The 26,045-nt window shown below is 41.5% G+C and carries 27 protein-coding genes and 1 tRNA gene; 16 read left to right on the forward strand and 12 right to left on the reverse strand.

All coding sequences use genetic code 11. The annotated features are described in order from the left end of the window. Positions 1-81: 81 nt before the first annotated feature. The 5 genes from OQ279_RS01510 (at position 82) to OQ279_RS01530 (ending at position 5,480) form a co-directional block, all read left to right on the forward strand. On the forward strand, positions 82-306 hold the full coding sequence (locus tag OQ279_RS01510; RefSeq protein WP_266067993.1) for a hypothetical protein: 225 nt from the start codon (positions 82-84) through the stop codon (positions 304-306). A gap of 15 nt (positions 307-321) precedes the next feature. Beyond that, positions 322-1,632, forward strand: a complete 1,311-nt coding sequence (locus OQ279_RS01515; protein ID WP_266067994.1) for a sugar MFS transporter — start codon at positions 322-324, stop codon at positions 1,630-1,632. 221 nt (positions 1,633-1,853) lie between these two features. Continuing rightward, entirely contained in the window at positions 1,854-4,679 is a 2,826-nt protein-coding gene (gene polA / locus OQ279_RS01520; RefSeq protein ID WP_266067995.1) for a DNA polymerase I, read from the forward strand. Between the two features lie 123 nt (positions 4,680-4,802). Continuing rightward, positions 4,803-5,135: a type II toxin-antitoxin system RelE/ParE family toxin gene (locus OQ279_RS01525; RefSeq protein WP_266067996.1), complete on the forward strand. Its 333-nt coding sequence runs from the start codon at positions 4,803-4,805 to the stop codon at positions 5,133-5,135. Between the two features lie 12 nt (positions 5,136-5,147). Next, complete coding sequence (locus OQ279_RS01530) at positions 5,148-5,480, forward strand: helix-turn-helix domain-containing protein (protein ID WP_266067997.1); 333 nt, start codon at positions 5,148-5,150, stop codon at positions 5,478-5,480. Between the two features lie 140 nt (positions 5,481-5,620). Here OQ279_RS01530 and OQ279_RS01535 read toward each other — a convergent pair whose 3' ends face one another. Further along, the gene (locus OQ279_RS01535) at positions 5,621-6,226 is read right to left on the reverse strand and encodes a lipocalin-like domain-containing protein (RefSeq protein ID WP_266067998.1); all 606 of its coding nucleotides are present in this window, start codon (positions 6,224-6,226) and stop codon (positions 5,621-5,623) included. A 388-nt stretch (positions 6,227-6,614) separates the two neighbouring features. Here OQ279_RS01535 and rplM point away from each other — a divergent pair, with 388 nt between their 5' ends. From rplM to tsf, 4 genes are all read left to right on the forward strand, one after another. Beyond that, positions 6,615-7,070 carry a 50S ribosomal protein L13 gene (gene rplM / locus OQ279_RS01540; protein ID WP_266067999.1) on the forward strand — a complete coding sequence of 152 codons (456 nt, stop codon included), beginning with the start codon at positions 6,615-6,617 and terminating at the stop codon, positions 7,068-7,070. Next, positions 7,070-7,456 carry a 30S ribosomal protein S9 gene (gene rpsI / locus OQ279_RS01545; RefSeq protein ID WP_029035773.1) on the forward strand — a complete coding sequence of 129 codons (387 nt, stop codon included), beginning with the start codon at positions 7,070-7,072 and terminating at the stop codon, positions 7,454-7,456. The genes rplM and rpsI overlap by 1 nt, the downstream gene beginning before the upstream one ends. Positions 7,457-7,638: 182 nt before the next feature. Further along, a complete protein-coding gene (gene rpsB, locus OQ279_RS01550) occupies positions 7,639-8,538 on the forward strand; it encodes a 30S ribosomal protein S2 (protein ID WP_266068000.1) in 900 nt (299 codons plus the stop codon). A 94-nt stretch (positions 8,539-8,632) separates the two neighbouring features. Further along, entirely contained in the window at positions 8,633-9,457 is an 825-nt protein-coding gene (gene tsf, locus OQ279_RS01555; protein WP_266068001.1) for a translation elongation factor Ts, read from the forward strand. A gap of 72 nt (positions 9,458-9,529) precedes the next feature. On the opposite strand, the gene OQ279_RS01560 is transcribed toward tsf, so the two are convergent. After that, complete coding sequence (locus tag OQ279_RS01560; RefSeq protein ID WP_266068002.1) at positions 9,530-9,895, reverse strand: hypothetical protein; 366 nt, start codon at positions 9,893-9,895, stop codon at positions 9,530-9,532. A 145-nt stretch (positions 9,896-10,040) separates the two neighbouring features. Here OQ279_RS01560 and pyrH point away from each other — a divergent pair, with 145 nt between their 5' ends. The 6 genes from pyrH to OQ279_RS01590 all read left to right on the forward strand — a co-directional run bounded on the left by pyrH (position 10,041) and on the right by OQ279_RS01590 (position 17,582). Further along, positions 10,041-10,748 carry a UMP kinase gene (pyrH, locus tag OQ279_RS01565; protein WP_266068003.1) on the forward strand — a complete coding sequence of 236 codons (708 nt, stop codon included), beginning with the start codon at positions 10,041-10,043 and terminating at the stop codon, positions 10,746-10,748. A 42-nt stretch (positions 10,749-10,790) separates the two neighbouring features. Then, positions 10,791-11,345, forward strand: a complete 555-nt coding sequence (frr, locus tag OQ279_RS01570; protein WP_266068004.1) for a ribosome recycling factor — start codon at positions 10,791-10,793, stop codon at positions 11,343-11,345. Positions 11,346-11,469: 124 nt separating this feature from the next. Beyond that, positions 11,470-13,890: an efflux RND transporter permease subunit gene (locus tag OQ279_RS01575; RefSeq protein WP_266068005.1), complete on the forward strand. Its 2,421-nt coding sequence runs from the start codon at positions 11,470-11,472 to the stop codon at positions 13,888-13,890. A 90-nt stretch (positions 13,891-13,980) separates the two neighbouring features. Beyond that, positions 13,981-15,423, forward strand: a complete 1,443-nt coding sequence (gene asnS, locus OQ279_RS01580; RefSeq protein WP_266068006.1) for an asparagine--tRNA ligase — start codon at positions 13,981-13,983, stop codon at positions 15,421-15,423. A 93-nt stretch (positions 15,424-15,516) separates the two neighbouring features. Beyond that, the gene (rpoN, locus tag OQ279_RS01585; protein ID WP_266068007.1) at positions 15,517-16,977 is read left to right on the forward strand and encodes an RNA polymerase factor sigma-54; all 1,461 of its coding nucleotides are present in this window, start codon (positions 15,517-15,519) and stop codon (positions 16,975-16,977) included. Further along, entirely contained in the window at positions 16,977-17,582 is a 606-nt protein-coding gene (locus OQ279_RS01590) for a hypothetical protein (protein WP_266068008.1), read from the forward strand. The genes rpoN and OQ279_RS01590 overlap by 1 nt, the downstream gene beginning before the upstream one ends. On the opposite strand, the gene OQ279_RS01595 is transcribed toward OQ279_RS01590, so the two are convergent. From OQ279_RS01595 to OQ279_RS01635, 9 genes are all read right to left on the reverse strand, one after another. Continuing rightward, complete coding sequence (locus OQ279_RS01595; protein WP_266068009.1) at positions 17,577-18,284, reverse strand: porin family protein; 708 nt, start codon at positions 18,282-18,284, stop codon at positions 17,577-17,579. The two genes, OQ279_RS01590 and OQ279_RS01595, sit on opposite strands and share 6 nt — an antisense overlap. Positions 18,285-18,386: 102 nt before the next feature. Then, a complete protein-coding gene (locus tag OQ279_RS01600) occupies positions 18,387-18,869 on the reverse strand; it encodes an ExbD/TolR family protein (RefSeq protein WP_266068010.1) in 483 nt (160 codons plus the stop codon). An 18-nt stretch (positions 18,870-18,887) separates the two neighbouring features. Next, positions 18,888-19,496 carry an ExbD/TolR family protein gene (locus OQ279_RS01605; RefSeq protein WP_266068011.1) on the reverse strand — a complete coding sequence of 203 codons (609 nt, stop codon included), beginning with the start codon at positions 19,494-19,496 and terminating at the stop codon, positions 18,888-18,890. Between the two features lie 7 nt (positions 19,497-19,503). Further along, positions 19,504-19,941 carry a hypothetical protein gene (locus tag OQ279_RS01610; RefSeq protein WP_266068012.1) on the reverse strand — a complete coding sequence of 146 codons (438 nt, stop codon included), beginning with the start codon at positions 19,939-19,941 and terminating at the stop codon, positions 19,504-19,506. Between the two features lie 18 nt (positions 19,942-19,959). After that, on the reverse strand, positions 19,960-20,760 hold the full coding sequence (locus OQ279_RS01615; RefSeq protein WP_266068013.1) for a MotA/TolQ/ExbB proton channel family protein: 801 nt from the start codon (positions 20,758-20,760) through the stop codon (positions 19,960-19,962). A gap of 70 nt (positions 20,761-20,830) precedes the next feature. Next, positions 20,831-20,918: transfer RNA gene (locus OQ279_RS01620), tRNA-Ser, on the reverse strand. 96 nt (positions 20,919-21,014) lie between these two features. Continuing rightward, on the reverse strand, positions 21,015-22,043 hold the full coding sequence (locus OQ279_RS01625; RefSeq protein WP_266068014.1) for an asparaginase: 1,029 nt from the start codon (positions 22,041-22,043) through the stop codon (positions 21,015-21,017). Then, positions 22,027-23,169, reverse strand: coding sequence for a lysophospholipid acyltransferase family protein (locus OQ279_RS01630; RefSeq protein WP_266068015.1), 1,143 nt, complete (start codon positions 23,167-23,169; stop codon positions 22,027-22,029). The genes OQ279_RS01625 and OQ279_RS01630 overlap by 17 nt, the downstream gene beginning before the upstream one ends. 52 nt (positions 23,170-23,221) lie before the next feature. Then, positions 23,222-23,989 carry a TatD family hydrolase gene (locus OQ279_RS01635; protein WP_266068016.1) on the reverse strand — a complete coding sequence of 256 codons (768 nt, stop codon included), beginning with the start codon at positions 23,987-23,989 and terminating at the stop codon, positions 23,222-23,224. Between the two features lie 53 nt (positions 23,990-24,042). Between OQ279_RS01635 and OQ279_RS01640 the strand changes: the two genes are divergently transcribed. Then, on the forward strand, positions 24,043-24,480 hold the full coding sequence (locus OQ279_RS01640) for a retropepsin-like aspartic protease (RefSeq protein WP_265162370.1): 438 nt from the start codon (positions 24,043-24,045) through the stop codon (positions 24,478-24,480). 246 nt (positions 24,481-24,726) lie between these two features. On the opposite strand, the gene odhB is transcribed toward OQ279_RS01640, so the two are convergent. Beyond that, positions 24,727-26,013 (reverse strand): 2-oxoglutarate dehydrogenase complex dihydrolipoyllysine-residue succinyltransferase, encoded by a 1,287-nt coding sequence (odhB, locus tag OQ279_RS01645; RefSeq protein ID WP_266068017.1) that lies wholly within the window; start codon positions 26,011-26,013, stop codon positions 24,727-24,729. Positions 26,014-26,045: the final 32 nt, after the last annotated feature.

Here is a 26,045-nt window from a genome sequence, read left to right on the forward strand (position 1 = left end):
CGCAGCTTTACAGGCACACAATTTCTGGATCAGTTTTCATACATTTACGGCAGATTTTTCTTTAACTGTGCTTTAGCTAATTTGAAAACACATCATTTTACAAAGAACACCTCACGTGGTGCAGCCAAAGCAACTACAGTTTCCCTTTATAATGATTGCGCTAACCTGTCAAAAATGGCATTTTATCAACGTGTTTACGACACCCCCACCGGGGAATATCTTTTTCGGCCCTTGCCGCTACAACGTTTTCTGGCGCTAAGAGAAGTGTGGCAAAAAAAGGCAACCAATAGCAAACATCCCTACTAAACCCTACATTTAAAAATGGAACAAAAAAAATCCTATCGTACCGCATTTATCTTTCTTACTGTCCTCTTCTTTTTATGGGGCTTTATTACCGTGCTGGTTGACTCGCTAATCCCAAGGTTACGAGAAGTCTTTACGCTTTCTTACTTCCAGGCAGGGATGGTTCAATTTGCCTTTTTTGGCGCCTATTTCTTATTGTCAATCCCGGCGGGCTGGCTGCTCTCTAAAATAGGATATAAAAAAGGGATTGTACTGGGGCTTTTCACCATGGCTACAGGGTGCCTCCTGTTTTGGCCTGCGGCATCTTACCGCGTGTTTGGAGTATTTATGCTGGGTTATTTTATACTGGCGGGTGGGATCACCATCCTACAGGTGGCAGCCAACCCATACGTAACTATACTGGGCCCGGCAAAGACTGCATCCAGCCGTCTTAACCTTTCGCAGGCTTTTAATTCCCTGGGAACTGCTATCGCTCCGGCTTTGGGAGCTTTATTGATTTTAAGCGACAAGGTAATGACCAAAGAAGAGATCGCTTACATGACCGAAGCTGAACAGGTAAAATACTATGCTTCGGAAGCTGCAGCCGTACAAACGCCTTTCGTGGGAATTGCAATTTTTATCATCCTTATCGCACTGGTATTCCTTTTTGTAAACCTTCCGAAGGTAACAGATACCGAAGCTTCTAATGATTATGGCGTAGTTCTTAAAGACCGAAATCTTATTATGGGTGCCTTTGGTTTGTTCTTCTACGTGGGTGCCGAAGTAGCGATAGGTTCATATATGGTCAACTATTTCCTGACTCTTAACCTGCCCGACGTGATTCGGGAAACGCCATTTATGCGAACCCTCGCCGAATGGATCCTGTCTTCGGGCGTTACCACGTCTACAGATATGGCCGTAGTGGGTGTTTTTGTTACCTTCTATTGGACCGGTGCCATGATTGGCCGCTTTATTGGTTCCTATCTTACCAAAATTCTTAATCCGGCAATGGTATTGAGCACCTTTGCTGTCTGTGCTATTGGGTTGGTATTCATTTCAAATATTACCACGGGGCTGGTAGCCATGTGGACGCTTATCGCGGTAGGGCTGTTCAATTCTATCATGTTTCCCACCATTTTTAGTCTTGCACTTGACGGGCTTGGCGACAACAAACCACAGGGCTCGGGGGTATTGTGTACCATGATTGTGGGTGGTGCCATTATTCCTCCTGCTTTTGGATACCTTACAGATTCCTTCGGATTTAATCTTGCCCTTATCCTGGTCATGTTATGTTATGGGTATATCTTTTTCTACGGATTTAGAAACAGGAACAGAGAATTATCCGTGTAAAAGTCAGGTTACTCCTGAAGTTTATAGATAAAAAAGCGTTGTGCCGGTATGTTTTTCAGAAAAAGCATACCGGCATACTTTTTTGAGGGCGCAGGGTTATTGGCTTTAAACTTACAATTCACTGCTATTGGATTAACACTGAATACATAAACCTCACTCCCGTGCAAGGCACCTTAATACTCATTTAAGTTTCGTAAATTTATCCTCTTAAAATTTAATTCATGCCCGAACAAAAACGCCTATTCCTTCTCGATGCTTACGCCCTGATTTTTAGGGGATATTACGCTTTTATCAACAATCCCATTGTGAACTCCAAGGGTCTTGACACCTCGGCCATTATGGGCTTTATGAATTCGCTGTTTGACGTTATAAGGCGTGAGCAGCCCGATCATTTGGCCGTGTGTTTTGACAAGGAAGGAAGTGTTGCCCGCACCGAATTGTTTGAGGCTTACAAGGCGCACCGCGATGCCACGCCCGAACCTATTTTAAAAGCTATTCCTTACATCCAGGAAATATTGACTGCCATGCACATTCCCGTGGTGGTGCTGCCCGGCTGTGAGGCCGATGATATTATTGGCACCCTGGCAAAACAGGCAGAAAAAGAAGGTTATAAAGTCTTCATGGTAACGCCCGATAAAGATTTTGCGCAGCTGGTCTCCGAAAACATCTTTATGTACCGCCCGGCCCGCATGGGTAACGGAATTGAAATTTGGGGAATCCCCGAAGTACAGAAGAAATTTGCTGTAGAACGCCCCGAGCAGGTGATAGATTTCCTCGGAATGATGGGCGATGCAGTAGATAATATTCCGGGACTGCCGGGAGTGGGTGAAAAAACTGCCAAGAAATTCCTGAAAGAGTTTGGCAGCATGGAAAACCTGCTGGCAAATACCGACAAGCTCAAAGGGAAGATGCGCGAAAAAGTGGAGGCCCATGCCGAACAGGGTATGATGTCTAAACAATTGGCCGCCATTATGACCGACTGTGATGTGAAATTTCACGCTGAAGATTATGAACTTTCTATACCCGATGCCGAAAAGGTACAGGAGATCTTTGAAGAACTGGAATTCAGGCGTCTAAAAGAGCAATTTTTGAAGTTGTTTTCGGGAGAAGAAACAGCCAGGCCTACCCAGGTAACCAGCACAGCTACCGCAAAAGCCCAGGAACGGGAAGCAGGAGCCGGACAATTTTCCCTTTTTGGCACCGAAGCAGCCGAAAGTGTGGAGAAATTTTCAGGAAGAAAGACCATTAAAGATGTACCTCATGTTTACCAGAGCGTAAATTCCGGTTTTGCAATGGAGCTTTTCCTTCAGAATTTAATGAAGCAAAAGTGCGTTTGTTTTGAGTTCACCACCACCGGATCGAACCCTCTTTCCGCAGAAATTATTGGTGTTGCATTTTCATGGGAAGCCGGAAAAGGATTTTATCTTCCGGTACCCGAAGATCGGGCCGCAGCACAGGAAGTCATGGAAAAACTCCGTCCTTTCTTTGAAGCTGAAGACATTGAAAAAGTAGGGCAAAACTTAAAACACGATATTAAAGTACTGGCCAAGTACAACATCAGGTTCAAAGGGCCGCTGTTTGATACCATGATCGCGCATTACCTTATCAACCCCGATATGCGCCACAGTCTGGATGTACTTGCAGAAACCTATTTAAATTATTCTCCCGTTTTTGTGGAAGAATTGCTGGGAAAAGGAAAGAACCAAAAATCCATGCGTGATATTTCGCTGGAGCAGCAAACCGAATTTAGTGCTGAAGATGCCGATGTGATCCTTCAGCTGAAACAGCATTTTACACCTGAATTAAAGGAGGCCAATACTGAAAAACTTTTCAATGAGATTGAGATTCCGTTGGTACGGGTGCTGGCCGATATGGAGCTGGAAGGGATAAGACTGGATAAAGACTTTTTGGCGAGCCTTTCCGAAGCATTAGATAAAGATATAAAGCAGCTTGAAAATGCCATTTTTGAGACCGCAGGAGAAGAGTTTAATATAGGCTCTCCAAAACAGCTCGGTATTATTTTATTTGAAAAACTGAAACTGGTAGAGAAGCCAAAAAAAACAAAATCTGGACAATATTCTACGGGCGAAGAAATTCTATCGGCCCTGGCGCCGCAGCATGCAATAGTGCGGCAGGTACTCGACTACCGCGGACTCGTAAAACTCAAGAACACCTATATTGATGCCCTGCCCCTGCAGGTAAATGAGAATACGGGCAGAGTGCATACAGATTATATGCAGACGGTTGCAGCTACAGGAAGATTGAGCTCAACAAACCCCAATCTTCAAAATATTCCAATTCGTACAGAGAGAGGGCGACAGGTGCGACAGGCATTTGTCCCCAGAGATGAAGACCATATTTTACTGGCGGCAGATTATTCCCAGATAGAACTAAGAATTATCGCAGCCTTGAGCCAGGAAGATAATATGATCTCTGCATTTCAACAGAATCAGGATATTCACGCTTCTACGGCTGCAAAAGTTTTTAATGTTCCTATAGAAGAGGTGACCCGGGAACAACGGAGCAATGCAAAAACTGTGAACTTCGGAATTGTATACGGGGTTTCAGCTTTTGGATTAAGCAATCAAACCGAACTTTCAAGAGGAGAAGCAAAAGAACTTATAGACACTTATTATAAGACCTATCCAAAGCTCCGGAATTTTATTAGTGAACAGGTAGAATTTGCCCGCGAACATGGGTATGTGCAAACAGTGCTTGGCAGAAGAAGGTATTTGCGGGATATTAATTCCCGTAACCAGATGGTGCGGAGTGCAGCCGAAAGGAATGCTGTAAACGCCCCCATACAGGGAAGTGCCGCCGATATCATTAAGCTGGCTATGATCAATATCCACGAAAAGCTACAGGAGGGCAATTACCGAACAAAAATGTTGCTACAGGTTCATGATGAACTTGTTTTTGATGTGTACCGTCCCGAATTGCAGGACATTGAAAAAATGGTGAAACATGAAATGGAGAACGCCTTTAAGATGGAAGTACCCCTGGAAGTAGAACTTGGCCTGGGAGAAAACTGGCTGGAAGCACATTAAGGCAAGGATTAAGGAGATACATGATTCAAAAATGTTACTTATGATGTAATCTCATCTACAAAAGTTTCCATATATAGAAACTTTGCATTAGCTTTGTTGTTGGAGAACAACAAAGCAATCTGAATGGAGAAAAAGTTTGAAGTCGTTTTTCTAGAGCAGGCAATTGACTTTCTTGAAAACCTGGACGAGAAAACGAGAAAGAAAATTTATTACAATTTAGATAAAGCGAAACTTGTAAACGACCCAAAATTATTCAAGAAACTTACAGATGATATATGGGAATTCAGAACCAAATTCAGAGGACTACAATATAGATTATTTGCCTTCTGGGATAAAACGGGAAAAACTGAAACACTTGTAATTTCCACACACGGCATTATCAAAAAAACCGATAAAGTGCCAAAAGAAGAAATTGAAAAAGCAAAACAGATAAAGAAAGAATATTTTGAGCAATAAAAATCAAAGGTTATGGACACCCCAAAGGAAAAAATGAAAATGATGACGCTCGATCAAATGAAAGACAAACATATTGGTGAAGTTGGAACAAAGGAGCGTGACAAATATGAGTTTGACCTGAAATTGGAAGTTTTAGGAGAAATGATAAAATCTGCCAGAAAAGAAAGACAACTGACTCAAGAACAGCTCGGAGAATTGGTAGGTGTTCAAAAATCGCAAATTTCCAAACTAGAACGAAATGCAAAAAACGTAACTATTGAGACGATTTTGAAAGTATTCCGAGCTTTAAAAGCTAATATCAAATTTAGTGTTGAATTGAAAGATGAGGATTTTAAAGTAGCATAAGCACTGCAGGTATAACAAGGGTTTTAAATACTAACTTTTGTTTGCCAAAACCATATTCCTTAAACATTATTCCTTATACCTTAAAAAAGAATCCCCAAAAATGACTTTTTTGGGGATTCTTTTTTGGGGCAAAAATTACTTTATTCAGCTCTTTGGTATACCATATCAATTTGCTTGATATCGGAAGCTACAGTGTTTCCCGGATCTTTGGCTACATAAACAGCCGAATCGGTCTCTGCTTCAGTCAGTGTTACTTTTAAATATTCTTTCCCATTTTCACTGAAGCGGGAAACGGTTTTAGACTGGGTATACTCCACACCATTCACTGTAAAAGTAACGGTAAGGTCATTCCCACTTATTTGATATGTCGCAGCGTACTGGCCTGTGGTAGCGCAGGTAAATTTTCCAGAAGTACCGTCAAAAAACAGTCTGGCATTTTCGGTCAAAACATCACCATCGGTTTCAAAAACAAAAAACATATTGTCAAAACAATCGGTTTCTTTAAGGAGATCATAAGTAGAATTCCCATCCAGATCAAAATCTACAGTCTTTCCTTCTCCAACAGAGGTCATGGAATACATGTTCCAGGTGCCGGCCAAATCATTCATAGTAAGATTTTGGGTGGGCACAGTAGAGGTTGTGGCATTAAGGGATAGCGCATCATCATTCACACTATCTGCAGAACAGGAAATTAGCATACTTAGTCCTACTCCGCCAATCATCATTCTTTGTAACATTTTTTTCATTTCTTATCCTTTTCTTTTTCATTGAAACAGGGTGCAAAGATAAATGCAGTTAATCTTTTTTAATAATTTTTTAACACAAAAAAATCCGTTAATCGGTGATTATGTGCTTTTTAACGACTAAACCCTTTAGGCAAGCGGCCAGAGGAAGGGAAAATTCATTCAAAAAAAGTTTCTGAAAGAAGAAGGCGGGGCAGTTGGTTTCACTAATCCCATTATGAAGAGAAAAAAGGCTCTTATTATATAAAAGTAAATACTCCTGAAAATCAGTTTATTTAAACCTTTTAAATTATTGAAAGTGCCATTTGTAATATAAATTTATAGTTGTACATTTGCACCCCTGTTTTATGCAGGGAATGGAATGTTTAATTATTAAGTAAATTTAATTAGTGTGGACACATTAAGCTACAAAACGGTTTCTGCCAACAAAGCCACTGTAAATAAGGAGTGGGTTGTTGTAGACGCTGAAGGACAGGCCCTGGGCCGCCTTTCTTCTGTAGTAGCAAAGCTACTAAGAGGAAAGTACAAAGCTAATTTTACCCCACACGTTGATTGCGGTGATAACGTAGTTGTTATCAATGCCGAGAAGATCAACTTAACAGGAAAGAAATGGGACTCTAAAGAGTACATTCGCCACACCGGCTATCCTGGGGGTCAAAGAAGTTTAACTGCAACGGAATTATTCACAAAAGGTCCTGAGAGACTTGTGGAAAATGCAGTAAAAGGAATGTTACCAAAGAATAAACTTGGAGCAGATCTTTTCCGTAACCTAAGAGTTTTTGCTGGATCTGAGCATGACGTTCAGGCGCAAAAGCCAAAAACTATTAACTTAAACGATCTTAAGTAATGGAAGTTATTCACAAAATTGGCCGTAGAAAAACGGCTGTTGCACGTGTGTACGTTTCTACAGGAAGCGGGAACATCACTGTAAACAAAAAAGACGTTAAGGATTACTTCTCTACAAGCACGCTTCAGTACAAGGTAAGACAGCCTCTTAACATGACCGGAAACAACGAAAGCTTTGACATCAAAGTAAATGTTTACGGTGGTGGGATCACAGGACAGGCCGAAGCTATTCGCCTTGCCCTTTCAAGAGCTATGGTAGAGTTAGACGCCGAGAACAGAAGCACTCTTAAGCCAGAAGGATTACTTACCAGAGACCCAAGAATGGTTGAACGTAAGAAATTCGGTCAGAAGAAAGCTCGTAAGAAATTCCAGTTCTCTAAACGTTAATATTATTTGGTGTTTAAAGACACTAAAAGTTCATTTAAATCATTAGATTTTTGTTGTTACTCCGGAATCACACTAAGCTCGTCGAAGTGCCGGTGGTTAGTTTAGCATCTAAACGGTCAGGGCCTGATATTGTATCGCCACCTGGTTGTTGCTATCTCAACAGAACGTAAACTATTACAAAAATGGCAAACAAAGTAGAAGTAAAAGAATTACTTGATGCAGGTGTACATTTTGGACACCTCACAAGAAGATGGAACCCGAACATGGCGCCTTACATATACATGGAGCGCAATGGGATTCACATCATCAACCTATACAAGAGTGCTGCTAAAATGCAGGAAGCCGGTGAGGCTCTTAGCAAAATTGCAGCCAGTGGTAGAAAAATACTCTTCGTAGCTACCAAGAAACAAGCAAAAGAAATTGTTGCTGAACAAGCCGAAAGAGCTAACATGCCTTACATCACCGAAAGATGGCCTGGTGGTATGTTGACCAACTTCGTTACTATTCGTAAAGCTGTTAAGAAAATGGCTTCTATCGATAGAATGAAGAAAGACGGTACTTTCAACACACTTTCTAAGAAAGAACGCTTACAAGTAGATCGTTTAAGAGCTAAGTTGGATAAAAACTTAGGTTCTATTGCCGATATGAGCCGCCTTCCAGGTGCCCTATTCGTAGTAGACATCACTCGTGAACACATCGCGGTTAAAGAAGCTCAAAAATTAAACATTCCAATTTTTGCAATGGTTGACACCAATTCAGATCCAAGAGATGTGGATTATGTTATCCCTGCAAACGATGATGCTTCCAAATCAATTAGCAAAGTAGTTTCTTACGTGGCCGACTCTATCGTAGAAGGCCTTTCTGAAAGAAAAGCTTCAGGAAAAGAAGGTAAAGAAGAAGATTCTGCAGAAGACAAACCTGCAAAAAAAGCTCCTAAGGCAAGAAAGCCAAGAGTAGAAGCTGAAGTTCCGTCTACAGATCCACAGGATAAAAAAGACATGAAAGAAGCTCAGCAGGATGTAAAGCTGGAGTCTAAAAAAGAGACTTTAGCTAATGCAAGCTCTAACGACGAAGAAGAATAGAAGTTAATAATATTGATCTGTAAGTCGTTTGGTTGCATTCATTTGAATTTAACTAAACGACTTATTTTTTTTTTAATAAAATACATTTAAGACTATGGCTAATATAACCGCCGCAGAAGTAAATAAATTGAGAAAAGCAACCGGTGCCGGTATGATGGACTGTAAAAAGGCATTGGTTGAAGCCGAAGGAGATTACGAAAAAGCTATTGAAGTACTTCGTAAGAAAGGCCAAAAAGTTGCTGCCAATCGTGCCGACAGAGAATCTTCTGAAGGAGCCGTAATTGCTACAGTGAATGAAGGCAACACCAGAGGTGTGATCGTTTCCCTTAACTGTGAGACAGATTTCGTTGCTAAGAATGAATCTTTCATTCAACTTGCTCAAGACTTCGCTGATCTTGCTTTGAACGTAAATTCAAAAGAAGAACTACTTGCAAAAGATTACAAAGGCATCACTGTACAGGAGAAATTAACTGAACAAACTGGTGTTATTGGTGAGAAAATCGAGATTGGTGACTTCAGGACTCTTGAAGCTCCTTTCGTAGGTTCTTACATCCACGCAGGTAACAAGATTGCTGTTTTGACAGGACTTTCTGAACAAACAGAAAACGCTGACGAAATTGCCAAGAACGTTTCTATGCAGGCAGCTGCCATGAACCCTGTTGCTCTTAATGAAGAAGGTGTTGACCAGTCTGTGATCGAGAAAGAAATAGAGATCGCTAAAGATCAACTAAGACAGGAAGGTAAGCCAGAAGGTATGCTTGACAATATCGCTAAAGGTAAGATCAAGCGTTTCTTTAAAGACAACACTCTTGTAAACCAGGATTTCATCAAAGACAGTAAAATGTCTGTTGCTGAATATGTAAAGTCTGAGAATGCCAATCTTTCTGTAGTTGCTTTTGAAAGAGTTGCTTTAGGATAAGCATTAAACTTTTTATACAATAAAAAACCCGCTTCCAAAAAGGAGCGGGTTTTTTGCCTTTTTTGAGACCCATTATTGTCGTTCAAAGATCATAAAAGCACCTTCAACCTCAGGATTGGTGGTGTAAAAATTTCCTATCTGGAACCTTGCGGGATCAAGTTTCTTAAAGAAAAATCTACGCATATCTTCCTGTCCGGGTTTACTCAAATGAATTGAATCTCCTTTAATTTCATAAGAGAAATTCTCTTCATTGCCCTCTCCATCTATTTTTACCATTTTATTTTCCGAAGAAAACAAAAGTGTGGTGCGTTCATATACAGGTTGCACTTCAATCCATGTGCCCGGCAGGGTTCCTTCAATAGCATCATTCTTATCACAGGAAAATCCTAAAAAGATACTCAAGACCAGTAAAGCCTTTAAAACAACTGTTTTCTTCATTGTGAAATTTAATTTGAAGTAATTATTTCTTCATGGTTAAAAATAGGAAAATCATCTTCCCTGCCGGCACGTGCCAATAATCTTTTTTATCGCTATATCACATTAATAAATTCCTTAGTTTTGCACAACCCATCAAATCACGTAGATGCATTACAAAAGAATTTTATTAAAACTTTCGGGCGAGGCTCTCATGGGAACCCGCCAATACGGAATCGACCCAATACGTTTAGCCGAATATGCCAAAGAAATAAAAGCAGTGACTAACAGGGGAGTTGAGGTAGCTATAGTCATTGGAGGTGGTAATATCTTTAGAGGGGTGGCAGGTGCGAGCCGTGGAATGGATCGCGTAACCGGAGACCACATGGGAATGCTGGCCACGGTAATCAATGGCCTGGCCCTGCAATCGGCCCTCGAAGATGCCGGTATTCAAACCAGGTTACAATCGGCCATAAAGATCAATGAAGTGGCCGAGCCATTTATCCGAAGAAAAGCTATGCGACACCTTGAGAAAGGCCGGGTAGTCATTTTTGGAGGTGGCACAGGTAATCCCTACTTCACAACAGATTCGGCAGCAGTTTTACGTGCTATCGAAATAGACGCAGACGTTATTCTAAAAGGTACACGCGTTGATGGAATCTATACAGCAGATCCTGAAATTGATAAAAAAGCAAAGAAATTTGACTTTATCAGCTTTGACGATGTACTTACAAAAGGATTAAAGGTGATGGACACTACGGCTTTCACCCTTAGCCAGGAAAATAAATTGCCAATTATCGTGTTTGACATGAACAAACCGGGCAACCTAGAAAAGGTAGTAATCGGAGAAAAAATTGGTACCAAAGTAAATTTTTAGACGAACAAGACTTATATAATTTTTAAAAATTAATTTTTAGAAATGGACGACGAGTTAGATTTTATAATCGATAGCACAAAAGAAGCAATGGATCAAGCCATTCTTCACCTTGAGAAACAATTACTCAACATTAGGGCCGGGAAAGCCACCCCGGCAATGCTTGGTAGCGTAAGAGTAGATTACTACGGAAGCCAGACCCCGCTTAACCAGGTGGCCAACGTAAACACGCCCGATGCGCGCACCCTTACCATTCAGCCATTTGAGAAGAACATGATCACTGCCATTGAAAAAGGCATTATGCAGGCAAACCTCGGATTCAACCCAATGAATAACGGAGACAGCGTGATCATTAATGTTCCCCCTTTAACAGAGGAGCGTCGTCGCGAATTGGCAAAACAGGCCAAAGCCGAAGCTGAAGATGCAAAAATTGGAGTAAGAAACGACCGCAAAAATGCCAACCAGGACATTAAAAAGCTTGATATTTCTGAAGACCTTCAAAAAACAGGAGAAGCCGAAATCCAAAAGCTTACAGATACCTATATCGAGAAGATTGAGAAGGTGCTGGCCGTAAAAGAAAAAGAGATCATGACCGTCTAATAAGACAGTTGAACCATACCTTTCAAAAAGCGGCTTTTTAAGTCGCTTTTTTTGTCCTTTTTCGGGATCGCTACGTTGGAAAAAGTTTACATGCTTTCATACCTTTGCAAAACAAATTTTTCCCATGTCTAAAATCCTCGGCTTTGAGTTCTGGAATACTGTTGCACGCACTATTCTTCGGAACAGGATCCTCATCCTGGTATTAATTACTGCCTGTACCGTATTTCTCGCTTTACAGTGGAAGAACATGAGGTTTTCCTATACTGAAGCCAACCTCCTGCCCGATGATGATCCCATTAACCTCCAGTACCAGGAATTCCTGAATAAATTTGGGGAAGAAGGGAATGTTATTGTCATGGCTGTTAATGATACAGCACTCTTTACCCCCAGGAATTTTACCGCCTGGAATGAACTGGCCGACAGCTTAATCAATTTTCAGGAAGTTGAGTTCACTGTAGCCTTAGGCAACTTAAAAAAACTTGAAAAATTTGAAGATCCGGGGCGTTTTGAGATGGTTCCGTTTATCAAAGAGGCTAACCCCAATGACCAGCAGGTAAAAGAATACCGGGAAAAATTGTTTCAGGATTTGCCATTTTACGAAGGTCTTGTTTACAGCAGGCATTCCAATACCGTGCAAACTGCGGTGTACCTGGACCAGGAAATAGTGAACACCGGCCAGCGCAAGACTTTTGTAGTAGAAGAGCTTATCCCGTTAGTAGAAAAGTTTAAAGAGGAGTATGGGCTAAATGTTTATGTATCGGGCATGCCGTATATACGCACCCTCAACTCCCAAAATATTATTGATGAAATAGGATTGTTCATTGGCGCAGCCTTACTGGTGACCTCCCTTATCTTCTTCTTTTTCTTTAGAAGTGTGCGCGCTACCGTAATTTCAATGATTACCGTAGTTATAGGTGTAATGTGGGCTTTTGGCGTGCTGGGGCTTTTACATTATGAGATCACCGTGCTTACCGCTATCATTCCGCCATTAATTATTGTAATAGGAATTCCCAACTGCATTTTCTTCATCAATAAATATCAGCAGGAGATCCAGAAACACGGCAACCAGGCAAAGTCACTGCAGCGGGTAATTACCAAAGTGGGGAATGCCACTTTGATGACCAATCTTACCACAGCCTCAGGGTTTGCCACCTTTATTCTTACTGAAAGCACCCTGCTCAAGGAATTTGGGATAGTAGCTTCAATAAACATCATTGCGATCTTTATTCTAAGTCTGCTCATCATCCCCATTATCTACAGTTACATGAATGTGCCGCGGGAAAAACACCTCAAGCACCTCAATAAAAGATGGATTGGTGGCTTTGTAAACTGGATGGAAAGAATGGTGAAGCACCACCGCATTGCCATTTTCATTATCTCCCTTATTTTACTCGTATCGAGTATCATTGGAATTTATACCATAAAGGTTTCGGGAAGCCTGCTGGAAGATATGCCACAGGAGGCAGCATTCTTTAAGGACATTAAGTTCTTTGAAGAAGAATTTGATGGTGTAATGCCATTAGAAATTGTTATTGACACTAAGCGGGAGCAGGGAGTGATGAAACTGCCAACCTTAAAGAAAATGGAGGAACTCCAGGAACTTATTGCCGAAGAAGATGAACTTTCCCCTCCCCTTTCTATAGTCAACCTGGTGAAGTATGCCAAGCAAGCGTATTACAATGGCAACCCAAAATACTACCAGCTGCCCACCTCCCAAGAAAGAACTTTTATTTTGCCTTATGCAAAGGGGCTGGATGCCAGCGGTGATAACCTGCTCACCTCTTTTGTAGACAGCACAGGCCGCTACGCCCGTATGACAAGCTTTATGAAAGATATTGGCACCCAGGAGATGGAGGAGATCGAAGAAGACCTGTGGCCAAAGATCAGGGAGATTTTTCCTGAAGACCGGTTTTCGATAGAAATGACCGGGAAGGCCTTAATATTTCAGAAAGGGACCAATTATCTTGTAAAGAATCTTGTCATCTCCTTAAGCCTGGCTATTTTTCTGATTGCTGTGATCATGGCCTGGATGTTCCGTTCGTTTAAAATGATCCTAGTTTCTCTAATCCCGAATTTACTGCCGTTGCTGGTAACTGCCGGAATGATGGGCTTTCTTGGTGTACCTATAAAACCCTCGACCATTCTTGTATTTAGTATTGCCTTTGGAATTTCGGTAGATGATACCATACATTTTCTCGCCAAGTACCGGCAGGAGCTTAAGGCGAATAACTGGAAGGTAAAAAGATCGGTTTATGCGGCACTGCGGGAGACGGGTGTAAGCATGTTCTATACCTCAATTGTGCTTTTCTTTGGCTTTTCGGTATTTATGATAAGTAGTTTTGGAGGCACCGTTGCTCTTGGCGGACTGGTTTCGGCAACTCTTTTATTCGCCATGCTTTCTAACCTGCTACTGCTTCCGGCTTTACTTCTTTCACTTCAGAAGGAAATCGCTAACAAAGATGTACTGCGGGAGCCAACGATAAATATTATTCCGCAGGAAGAGGATTCCGAAGAAATTTCAGAAGAAGAGGATCCAAAAATGTGATTTTTGACACCTAATTTTGTCAGAAGCCTTTATTTTATTACTTGTAAGGCAAGTGCGGAAAAATTATCTTTGCTCTTCAAATAGAAAAAGATGATCACAGGAAAAGTTGCAGAACTTTTAGAAAGCACTCAGTATTTGCAGGAAGTTGAAGTAAAAGGTTGGGTACGTTCCTTTAGGAGCAACCGGTTTATAGCTTTAAATGATGGCTCTACCATCAACAACATGCAATGTGTGGTAGACTATGAAAAGCTAAGCGAAAATACCTTAAAGCGCATCACTGTTGGTGCTGCGATAAAGGTGACAGGAACCCTGGTAGAGAGTCAGGGTAGCGGGCAAAAAGTGGAAGTACAGGCAAACGCCGTAGAAATTCTTGGAGATGCAGATCCCGAAGAAGTGAAGTACACCATTCTTTCTCCAAAAAGGCATTCTCTCGAGAAACTTAGGGAGCAGGCGCACCTTAGGGTGAGAACCAACACTTTTGGAGCCGTGATGAGGCTAAGGTCTAAACTCGCTTTTGCCATTCACAGCTATTTTCAGCAAAACAATTTTCACTATGTGAACACTCCAATTATTACCGGAAGTGATGCTGAAGGTGCAGGAGAAATGTTTAGAGTAACTTCTTTTGATCTTGATAATGTGCCGCGTAACGAAGATGGTTCTATTAACTATAAAGAAGATTTCTTCGGAAAAGAAACCAATCTTACCGTATCTGGCCAACTCGAAGGGGAGACTTATGCTCTAGGTTTAGGTCAAATCTATACTTTTGGCCCTACTTTTAGAGCTGAAAATTCAAACACATCACGCCACCTTGCCGAGTTTTGGATGGTAGAGCCAGAAATGGCATTTTGTGACCTTGCCGGAAATATGGACATTGCTGAAGACTTCATCAAATATGTGCTGAAGTATGTGCTGGACAACTGCAAGGATGATCTTGCTTTTCTTGAAGAACGCCAGGCAAATGAAGATAAGGCAAAACCGGAAGCCGAACGTAGTGCTATGAGCCTTAGCGATAAGCTGAGATTTGTGGTTGAGAACAACTTCAAAAGAGTAAGCTATACCGAGGCGATCGATATCTTAAAGAGCTCTAAGCCTAATAAGAAGAAAAAATTCAATTACATCATTGAAGAATGGGGAGCCGATCTTCAAAGTGAGCATGAACGATACCTTGTTGAAAAGCACTTTAAATGTCCTGTAATATTATTTGATTACCCCGCCAACATAAAAGCGTTTTACATGCGTTTAAATGAAGACGGAAAGACCGTACGCGCAATGGACATCCTTTTCCCCGGAATTGGAGAGATTGTGGGTGGCTCGCAACGGGAAGAACGCCTTGATGTCTTAAAACAAAAGATGCAGGCGCTTGATATAGATGAAAAAGAACTTTGGTGGTATCTTGATACCCGAAAGTTTGGAACCTGTGTACACAGTGGGTTTGGACTTGGGTTTGAAAGACTGGTGCAGTTTGCTACCGGTATGGGGAACATTAGAGACGTGATCCCTTACCCAAGAACACCTCTAAACGCCGAGTTCTAAAAAGCCTTTCATCCTAAAGTACTCATAAAACAATCTGCGTTCGTTTACGTTTGTAGATTGTTTTTTTTATTTTTATAAAAAGCCAGTAAGAATATGCTAAAACAGCAGTTAAATTTTAAATTATCTCAAAAGCTTTCTCCTCAGCAAATACAGTTGATGAAGCTTATCCAGCTGCCTACACAGGCTTTTGAGCAACGGCTTAAGCAGGAGATGGAGGAAAACCCCGCGCTTGAAGGCGGTAAAGAAGAGAGTGACGAGTACGAAGAAGATTTCAAGACAGACGATTACCAGGATGAAGACCCGGGCAATGAGAGCATTGAAGCCGATATTGATGTTGATGAGTACCTGAGTGATGACGAGATACCCAATTATCGTTTGCAGGCAAACAATTACAGTGCAGATGACGAAGACAGACAGGTACCCTATGCTTCCGGAACTTCTTTCACCCAATATTTAAAAACGCAGTTAAGTACGCTTAGACTTGACGAATCTGAAGAAGAGATTGCTGAATTTCTTGTAGGAAGTGTTGATGAGAGCGGCTACATAAGAAGATCTGTTCAGGATATTGTTGATGATCTCGCTTTCACACAAAATGTATATACCGACGAGGAAACTGTAGAGAAAGTACTTAAATATGTTCATGAGCTCGACCCTGCAGGGGTAGGTGCCAGAAGTCTTCAGGAATGCCTGTTAATACAGTTAAACAGAAGGGACCAGACAAGACCTGTAAGCCTGGCAAAAGACATTATTGAGAAGTCTTTTGACCAGTTTAGTAAAAAACACTACCAGAAACTTCTTTCAAAGCATGATATTTCTGAAGAAGACCTTCGAAATGCCATAGAGGTCATTGAACATCTCAACCCTAAACCCGGTGGTGCCTATGCCGGCAACACCAGGGCTGTGGAACATGTGATCCCCGACTTTACAATTAAAATAGCAGAAGGCGAACTTGAGTTGAGCCTTAATGGCCGAAATGCACCCGAAATGCACGTCTCCAAAGATTACAGTGAGATGCTTAAAGGCTATAAGGAATCACGGGAGAAGAGTAAAGCCCAGAAGGATGCGGTCATGTTCATCAAACAAAAGCTGGATGCTGCAAAGTGGTTCATAGAAGCCATAAAACAGCGACAAACCACACTCTTTGTTACGATGAGCGCCATCATGAACTATCAAAAAGAGTATTTTCTCACCGGCGATGAAAGAAATTTAAGACCAATGATCTTAAAGGATATTGCCGATGAGATCGATATGGATGTCTCTACGGTTTCCCGTGTTGCCAACAGTAAATACGTAGATACTCCCTACGGAACAAAGCTGATAAAGGATTTCTTTTCTGAATCTATGAAGAACGATCAGGGAGAGGATGTTTCGACAAAGGAGATCAAGAAAATTCTTGAGATGACCATTGACGATGAAAACAAGAGAAAACCCCTTACAGACGAGAAACTTGCGAAGATGCTGAAAGAAAAGGGATACCCTATTGCGCGGCGTACCGTTGCTAAATACCGGGAGCAACTGGATATTCCCGTTGCCCGCCTTCGAAAAGAAATTTGATGAAGCTACTCGTAAGGTCAGCTTCCTTCCTCTTCCACCCCATTTGGATGCCTTTTGCGGGTACTTTAATCTATTTCCTGATAACACCAAGGTTTTTCCCGATAGAAGTGGTAAAAGCCAAGTTACTGGCCATAGCCATTATTACCATCTTCATTCCCATTGTCTATGTTTACATGCTAAAAACTTTAGGCAAGGTAACAGATCATCATCTAAGGGATATAAGGGAGAGAAAATGGCCGCTATTACTCTATGCGGGGCTGGATTTTGTGGTGCTCAAATATGTACTCAACACCTTTGATTACCCGGCGTTATATTACTTCTTTGCCGGCATCATGGCCTCTGCGATATTTGGGTTGTTCTTTCTACTGGCAAAGGTTAAGGTAAGTCTGCACATGATGGGACTGGCAGGGTTACTGGGATTTATGATCCTGCTAAGTGTACACTTTAATCTCAACCTGGTTTACAGCGTAAGCTTCCTGATAGCCATTACCGGCCTCACAGCTTCGTCCCGACTCCTTTATGCCGCCCACTCGTATAACGAATTAAGTATAGGGTTTATTCTTGGTCTACTGCCCCAGGTTATAGCTGCCCTGGTTTGGCTATAGCAGGTAAAAAGTGAGCCCAACCTGAAATGTTTTAAGATCAAGATCCTCATTATTTACTGTAACATCTTTAAAGAAGGAATTGAGACTGTAGTAAAAGGAGAAATTAAAGGTATTATATCCAAAAGTAAAGGTCGCCCCTAACCGCAATCGCTCGAATTCAGAAACATTGGTCTCCTTAAAAGTATTTCCATCCTGAACAAATTTAGATTGGAAGTAATAGACATATGATGGCCGTATCCCGGTATATATGCGCCAGAATTTGTAACTCTCGGGCGTGGATGTACGCCATCTAAACTGCACAGGGAGATCAATAGACTGCGTGGTAAAGCGATTGGCATCAAAGTCTACCCTGTCCCTGTTAAGTACTACAAACCGGGTCGCTTCGCCTCCCGGGTCTTCCCCTATAAAAAGGTTTTGGCCAAAAGTATCAATTGACCAGCCCAGTCCCACTCCAACACCAATATTCCGACGGGCGTTAAGCGGAAAATCCCTTATAAATCCGGCATGAAAACCTCCTGAAAACTGTGAACTCTTTATTTCTGAAGGGCTTCCGGTAACGATGTTATACGTAAAGCCAAAATAGACCTGGTCTTCCCGATACAAACTATCTACAACCGAAGGGATCTCATTCCTTTCCTGCCCCTGTAAAAAAAGCGGGAAGAAAATTAAGAGAAGAAAATGCCATTTTTGGATGTTGTGCATTGAAGTATTTTAACCAAAGATAATACGAAGCAAAACAGCATTCAAAAAAAATCCCCTTTCAAAAGACTTGAAAGGGGATTTTCAAAAAATAATGAATTGATTTTAGTCAAAGTTTTGCGACGCCTTACCGGAACGGGTAGTGTAGTTGATTTTAAGAGCTTCAGCTTTTCTAAGCTCCATTTTTATATCAGATACAAGACCCATGTTGGTTTCGTGGTCAACTTTAAGCGCTGTTGTAAGGAAAGGAACAAGCTCCTCTCTCTTAGTTTCTCTTTCGGCATAAATGAACTGTTGAATATCAGTAACCTCTGCGAAGTTATCATTTAGCTGTATCCTGGCTTCGGTACCAAAATTTTGTTGAAACCTGGAACTCGGTTTACCTGCATAAATGTACATCACAAGATCTTTCTTATCAAGCTTTTCCACCTGGTCGGCATAAGGCAATGTGTTTTGCACTTTCAGCGTGGTCTCCCTCATTGTTGTAGCAACCATGAAGAAGAAAAGAAGCATAAATACGATATCAGGCAGAGCCGAAGTATTGATCGCGGGCAGTTCACTACCTTTTTTCTTATTGAATTTTGCCATAGTTCTTAGTTTTCGCGATTAATTTTTAGGATCGGCTTCAGAAAGTTTTTGAGGCCACATATCTTTAACTTCCTCAATTTGTTCCTTCAACCTATCTTTATTTCCGGTATAATTGACACTGTTGTAATCAGCTTCCATCTGAGTAAATGACTTGCCGTACAACCTTTGGGCGGTACGATCACGCAACTCGTTATATGCTCCTACCAGTTCGTTTTGAACTGCAATGTAAGTACCATATTCGGTTTGCCTGTCATTTACAAGCATAATTACTGCTTTGATAGGATTATCTGAAGAAGTAGGATCTCCGGAGCCCTGGCAATAGTCACATGCCTCGGGGCCTACCCCGCCACCATTGTCTAAAAAGGCAACAGCAGCTTCTCTAAGATCTTTAAGCTCCATGAGCTCATCTTCTACTAACAGATCATTATTTCGGTTTACAATTACCTTGAAAATGTTCTTTTCTTTGATAATTGGCGGTTCCACATTTTCATCCTGCATTGGAGGCAACTTTCTGCTGATACCGCTATCTGTCTCAATAGTTGTGGTCACCAGGAAGAAGATCAAAAGCAAGAAGGCGATGTCGGCCAATGAACCGGCATTAACTTCAGGTGTAGATCGTCTGGCCATAGTTTCTTTAGTTTATAAGTTTTCTTACTCCCGAAAGTACCATTAGCAATACTGCAGCTCCGGCAAGGATGTAGAAGGTCACAAGACCTGCTCCTACCCAGTGGTCTGCACTTGCTGAAAGCATTGTTCCATCACTAAGAGTTTTCTCGGTACCATCTGTAAGTACATAGGCAATTGCCACTACGATAATAAAAGATCCGACTGCAATAAGGGTCCTTTTAATATCCCCTGAAAACAAACCTTTTATTACGAAGAACAAAACCAGCAGTACAATTATAGCAAACACAAGATATGCAACATATAAGAATGGAGATACCACGCTTGCCTGTACATCGGCTGAATTTTCTATAGCATCATCACCAGCCATGAGCACTCTCCCCCAAAGGATGAGCCCAACCACTCCGATGACGAGCGCTAGATATTTTAATATTTTATGTAAGGTCATAATTAAATCTTGGTATTATTATACTCTTCTTTTATTCTTGTACTCTACAAGTATATCCATCAAAGTGATAGAAGCATCTTCCATATCGTTTACAATACGGTCAATCTTAGCAATGATGTAGTTGTAGAAGATTTGAAGAATAATAGCTACGATCAAACCAAATACTGTAGTAAGAAGTGCGATTTTAATACCACCTGCAACAAGTGAAGGCTGCATATCTCCCGCTGCTTCAATTCTATCGAAAGCTTCGATCATACCAATTACCGTACCCATGAACCCAAGCATAGGAGCAAGAGCGATAAACAGAGATACCCATGATACGTTTTTCTCAAGAAGTCCCATTTGAACACCACCGTAAGCTACAACCGCTTTTTCAGCAGCTTCTGTACCTTCTTCGGCACGGTCAAGACCTTGATAGTAGATAGAAGCAACAGGACCTTTTGTGTTACGACAAACATCCTTAGCAGCTTCAATACCACCTGTGTTTAGTGCATCCTCAACATCTTGCGCCAATTTTTTTGTATTGGTAGTAGCAAGGTTAAGGTATATAATTCTTTCAATTGCAATTGCCAGACCTAAGATCAAACAAAGAAGTACAATTCCCATAAAGCCAGGTCCACCTTCAATGAAGCGCCTTTTCAGCTCCTGGTGAAATCCTACATCTTCGGTTTCTGCTTCTTCAGCAACAGCCTGATCTTCATCCTGAACAAAGTTCACCATGGTAGCCGGCAGGGCATTCACGTTATTTGTCGCATTCACATCTACGGCTCCGAACACCATAATTGTAGCGATCACCAAAATTGAAAATAATCTTTTCATTACTTTTTGTCTTAATTTAATTAGTTAACGGGTTAAAGATATAAATATTTATTCAAATAAAAATAACTAGCAGAGAGGAAGGGATTCGAACCCTCGATACCCTTGTGGGGTATACACACTTTCCAGGCGTGCGCCTTCGACCACTCGGCCACCTCTCTAGTAAAAATACAATCCAGTGCTTTTTTTAACTTTTTCTGAACAGTTCGCCAAATAACGAAAAAAAAGAGAAGCTGGTCAAGTAACAGCAGCAAAAATTACGACATTTCCCCACGTAAAGATGTTTCAAAAATTGTTCTGAAAACTTTTGGGCTAAGTTCCTTTGCCAGGAGGTACATCATTTTAGTCACAGCAGCCTCAGTAGTAATGTCTTTACCCGACACTACGCCAATCTTTTTAAGCTGCGTACTGGTTTCATACTGTCCCATGGCCACACTGCCCCCAATACACTGCGTAACATTAACAATGACCACCCCGCGGGAGATGGTATCTTTTAAAAGCTGAACAAACCAGTCTTGAGTAGGCGCATTTCCGCTACCATAAGTTTCCAGTATCACCCCTTTCAAACCTTCTTTGGCCAATATGTGCTCCAGCAGGCTCCTGTTGATACCCGGAAATATCTTTATCAAGGCAATCTCATCGTTAAGCCCCTTGTGGAGTTTCATCTTTCGGCGGTTGTGCGGCTGCCATAGATAAGCATCGTTCACAGCCAAATGCACACCGGAATTTACCAGCGGCGGATAATTTGGGGAAGCAAAAGCCTGAAAGTGTTCTGCATTGATCTTCGAAGTACGGTTACCGCGGTAAAGCTTGTACTCAAAATAAAGACCTACCTCAGTAATGACCGGCTTACCGTTCTTCTGAAGCCCGGCAATTTGTATGCTGGTAATAAGATTTTCTTTAGCATCTGTCCGCAGGTCTCCAATAGGCAGTTGTGAACCGGTAAAAATCACGGGTTTAGACAAATTTTCAAACATAAAACTCAGGGCCGAGGCGCTGTAAGACATAGTATCACTGCCATGCAAAACCACAAACCCGTCATACATCTCAAATTTTTCCTCAATGATTTCAGCCATCTGCAGCCAGGAAGCCGGGTTCATGTTAGAAGAATCTATAGGACGTTCAAAACTTATGGTATCTATGTTATGTTCAAGAAGTTTTAATTCGGGGATATTTTGAAGCAGCTCACTAAAATTAAAGGCTTTAAGAGCTCCTGTCTCAAAATCCTTCACCATACCAATAGTTCCACCGGTGTAAATAAGGAGAATATTAGCGCTGGTTTTCATGCTGATTCTTCTGATTTATTACCGGATTGGCATACATAAGGAGGTAACTGTTCACCTCAAGGGCGTTTTTAAAGTTGACCCGTCGGGTAAGACGCCTTTCAAATTGCCGTTTTTGCTTTGAAGTATAATTTTCCTGAAACATGCTGCTACCGTTCAAAAGGTCAAAGGCAATATAATTGGCAGGCCACAGCTTGTAGTTCTGGTGCACGCGATAATCTATGCTGGCGGTTATCTTCTGAAGCTGCTCGTTCATTGAACCTGCTTTTGCTTCAATTTCACCCAGTGCCGCTGCACTAATAGGTTCCCCGGCCGAGATATGTATTCTTCCCTTATTCCCCAGAGCACCCTTCAGGATAGATTTAAAATCTTCGTTTGCCGATTTAATGTAGATCTGCTCCATTCTTTTTGCTAGAATTTCGGGCAGTTTAAGCACATCTGTAGGATCAAATTCATAAGAGATTGCCACAGGGACTATCTTCAGTTTTGTAAAATATTCAGCAACAGAGTCATCTCCTTTAGCCATGGCCAGCATTTTCAACACTCCCTGCTGGGTATTATCATTTCCGTCTTTGGTTCTTCCCTCCCGCTGCGCCATCCATACCGAACGTTTATCTTCAAGCAGCAGCTTTCTTATATATTCTGAAAGCTTTTGAGAACTCTTCAGCATTTCTCTCGGACTAATTCCCCTTTTTACAAGAAAATTTCGATTGAGGCGTGAAAGGGCCAGTAAAAATGGCTTTTTTACGAGGTTATCACCAATGGCTGAAGCAGTCATTCGCAAATCACTCTCATATAACACACAGTTTAAGAGAGAAGTATCTAGAACGATATCGCGGTGGTTGGAAATATAAAGGTAAGATTCGTCTTTATCAAGGGAATCGAAGCCGGAGTAAGTTAGCCCTTCAGAACTTTTACTCAACACCTTTTGCACGGTGTGATAAATAATCCCGGTTTGAAAATCCCTGATGGAGTTGCACTGTACTACCTTCTCCTCTATTTTTTCATAAGCAACATTCGGAAAAGTAAAAGTTAATAGCCCTTTTATCATAGGATGCCTAACATAATCTTTTAGAGCATCCTGCACTTCGTCATCATTATAAAACCGAATATCGTCGTAATTTGTCACTGTTTCATCATTAGAGTTAGCAAAAAAACAAAAATATAAGCACAAGTCTCTGCTATATCCCAAAAATCTCCCGGGAGTTACGGGTAGTAACTTCAGCTATTTCTTCGGGACTCGTGTTGTAAACCTCTGCCGCTTTTTTAAGTACTTCAACAATATACAGACTTTCATTCCTTTTTCCTCTATAAGGCACCGGTGCCAGATATGGTGCATCGGTTTCCAGCACAATTTCACTAAGCGGAATTTCACTTAAGAACCTGTCAATTTTGCCATTTTTGAAGGTTAATACCCCGCCTATACCCAGCTTCATATTGTAAGAAAGGGCTTTTTGGGCTTGCTCCAAGGTTCCGGTAAAGCAATGAAAGATACCAAAAAGGCCTTCTTCTTTTTCCTGTTCCAGGACTTCAAAAACTTCATCAAAAGCATCGCGGCAGTGAATAACTATCGGTAATTTATGCTTTTTAGCAAGCTGAATTTGATACCTGAAGGCTTCCTGCTGAATTTTCAGTGTAGATTTATCCCAATAAAGGTCAACACCGGTCTCGCCAACGGCATAAAACTTCCTTTCCTCAAGTTGCTTTTCAACTATAGCCAATTCTTCCTTATAATTCTCCTTTACATGAGTGGGATGTAAACCGGCCATGAGAAAAATATGCTCCGGAAATGCCTTTTCCAGGGCGTACATATCCTGAATATATGTCGAATCTATTGCAGGAATAAAGAATCTGGTAATATTGGCTGCTATGGCTCTTTCAATCATTTCCTTACGGTCGTCATCAAAAGATTCACTGTAGAGGTGCGTATGTGTATCGGTAATTGTCATAACGGCAAAATTAATTTATTTTATACAGCTATCTTTGTCAAAAAAAGAAAAGAATGGCATCTCTCAAGAAGTTACTCAAGGAAAAAGGATATAAAAAAATTCCACTTACCTATACCGCCACTCAGCATTTAGAATTAAAAGCGAAAATAAACCAGATAGAAGGGAATTTCATTCTTGACACAGGCGCATCAAGTACCTGTGTAGGCCTGGAAGCCGTTTCCCATTTTGAACTCCTGGCCGAAGACAGCGACATTAAAGCTGCCGGTGCGGGTGCCACCAATATGATGACCCAAATCGCCCAGAAGAATATCATTGAAATTAAAGGCTGGAAAAAAAAGAAGGTCGACCTGGTACTGTTCGATTTAAGACATGTAAATGATGCCCTGGTAAAACACAAAGCCGAAAAGGTACAGGGAATCATTGGAGCCGACATTCTAAAAAAAGGAAAAGCTATTATTGATTACAAATCAATGAACCTTTATCTCAAGTAATTTAAAATTGGGGGATTCTCCCCATATGTGAGCGGTAGTGTTTTTTCTAACTTACAGTCACCAAAAAAATCTATCGCTATGAATTTCTTCAACCTAAAGCACCTGCCGGTGTTTCCGGCTTTAATGGCAGCATTGATTATTTTTGTACTACTGCTCAACATCTACACCCTGTTGGCTTATTAGTACAAAAAAAGAAAGGCAATGATCCTGAAATCATTGCCTTTCTTTTTTACTATTTTAGAGACCCTAGAGCTCCAAAGCTCTTTTCACGTCGTTATCCATCAGCAGTTCTTCAGGATTTTCCAGAGCTTCTTTTACTGCCACAAGGAATCCTACAGATTCTTTACCATCAATAATCCTGTGATCATACGAAAGGGCAACGTACATGATAGGACGAATTTCTACGTGACCGTCAATTGCCACCGGACGGTCTACAATATTGTGCATCCCGAGAATTCCACTTTGTGGAGGATTGATAATTGGAGTTGAAAGCATAGACCCAAACACTCCACCGTTGGTAATGGTAAACGTTCCGCCGGTCATTTCATCTACAGTGATCTGCCCATCCCTCACCTTTATTGCAAGGCGTTTGATCTCAGCTTCCACAGCTCTAAAACTCATGTTTTCGACATTTCTCAACACCGGAACCATAAGACCTTTTGGGCCAGATACAGCAATACTGATATCTTTATAGTCGTACTTCACCTGGAAATCTCCATCAATCATTGAATTCACTCCGGGGTAAAGATCAAGTGCGCGAACCACGGCAAGAGTAAAGAAAGACATAAAACCTAGGCTTACCCCATGCCTGTCTTTAAACTCATCTTTGTATTGTTTGCGAAGCGAGAAGATTGCAGACATATCTACTTCATTAAAAGTAGTAAGCATGGCGGTATCATTCTTAACCTCTACTAAACGTTCGGCTACACGGCGGCGCAGCATAGACATTTTCTTACGCTCTTCCCCGCGCTTACCATTCCCGGGAGTACCCATTGAAGGCTTGGCATTGGTCGCATCCTCTTTGGTGATCCTGCCGTCACGACCGGTTCCCTTCACAGACTTCGCGTCCATTCCTTTTTCATCGAGGATCTTTTTAGCAGCCGGCGAAGGACTACCTGTAGCATAAGTATCCTGCTTTTGGGCCGGTGTACTTGGTTTTGAAGACGATTCAGTTTTGGCTTCAGCCTTTTTATTGTCTTTCTTTGAAGATTCAAGTTCTTCTTCTTTAGCCGAAGACGCTTCCTTCTCTTCTTTTACCACTTCTTTAGAATCACTCTCTCCACCTCCGGGTTTTGGAGCATCGGTATCAATAAGGCAAACCACCTGCCCTACAGCTACAGCATCGCCTTCTTCTGCCTTAAGGGTAATGATCCCACTCGCTTCTGCCGGAAGTTCAAGGGTTGCCTTGTCACTATCTACTTCGGCAATTGCCTGATCTTTTTCTACATAATCTCCGTCTGAAACCAGCCACTGTGCGATTTCAACTTCGGTAATTGATTCTCCCGGAGAAGGGACTTTCATTTCTAAAGCCATGATTTCTTCTTTTTTATTTTTATACGCCAACT

The organism is Salinimicrobium profundisediminis (genome assembly GCF_026241755.1).
Taxonomy (GTDB): domain Bacteria; phylum Bacteroidota; class Bacteroidia; order Flavobacteriales; family Flavobacteriaceae; genus Salinimicrobium; species Salinimicrobium profundisediminis.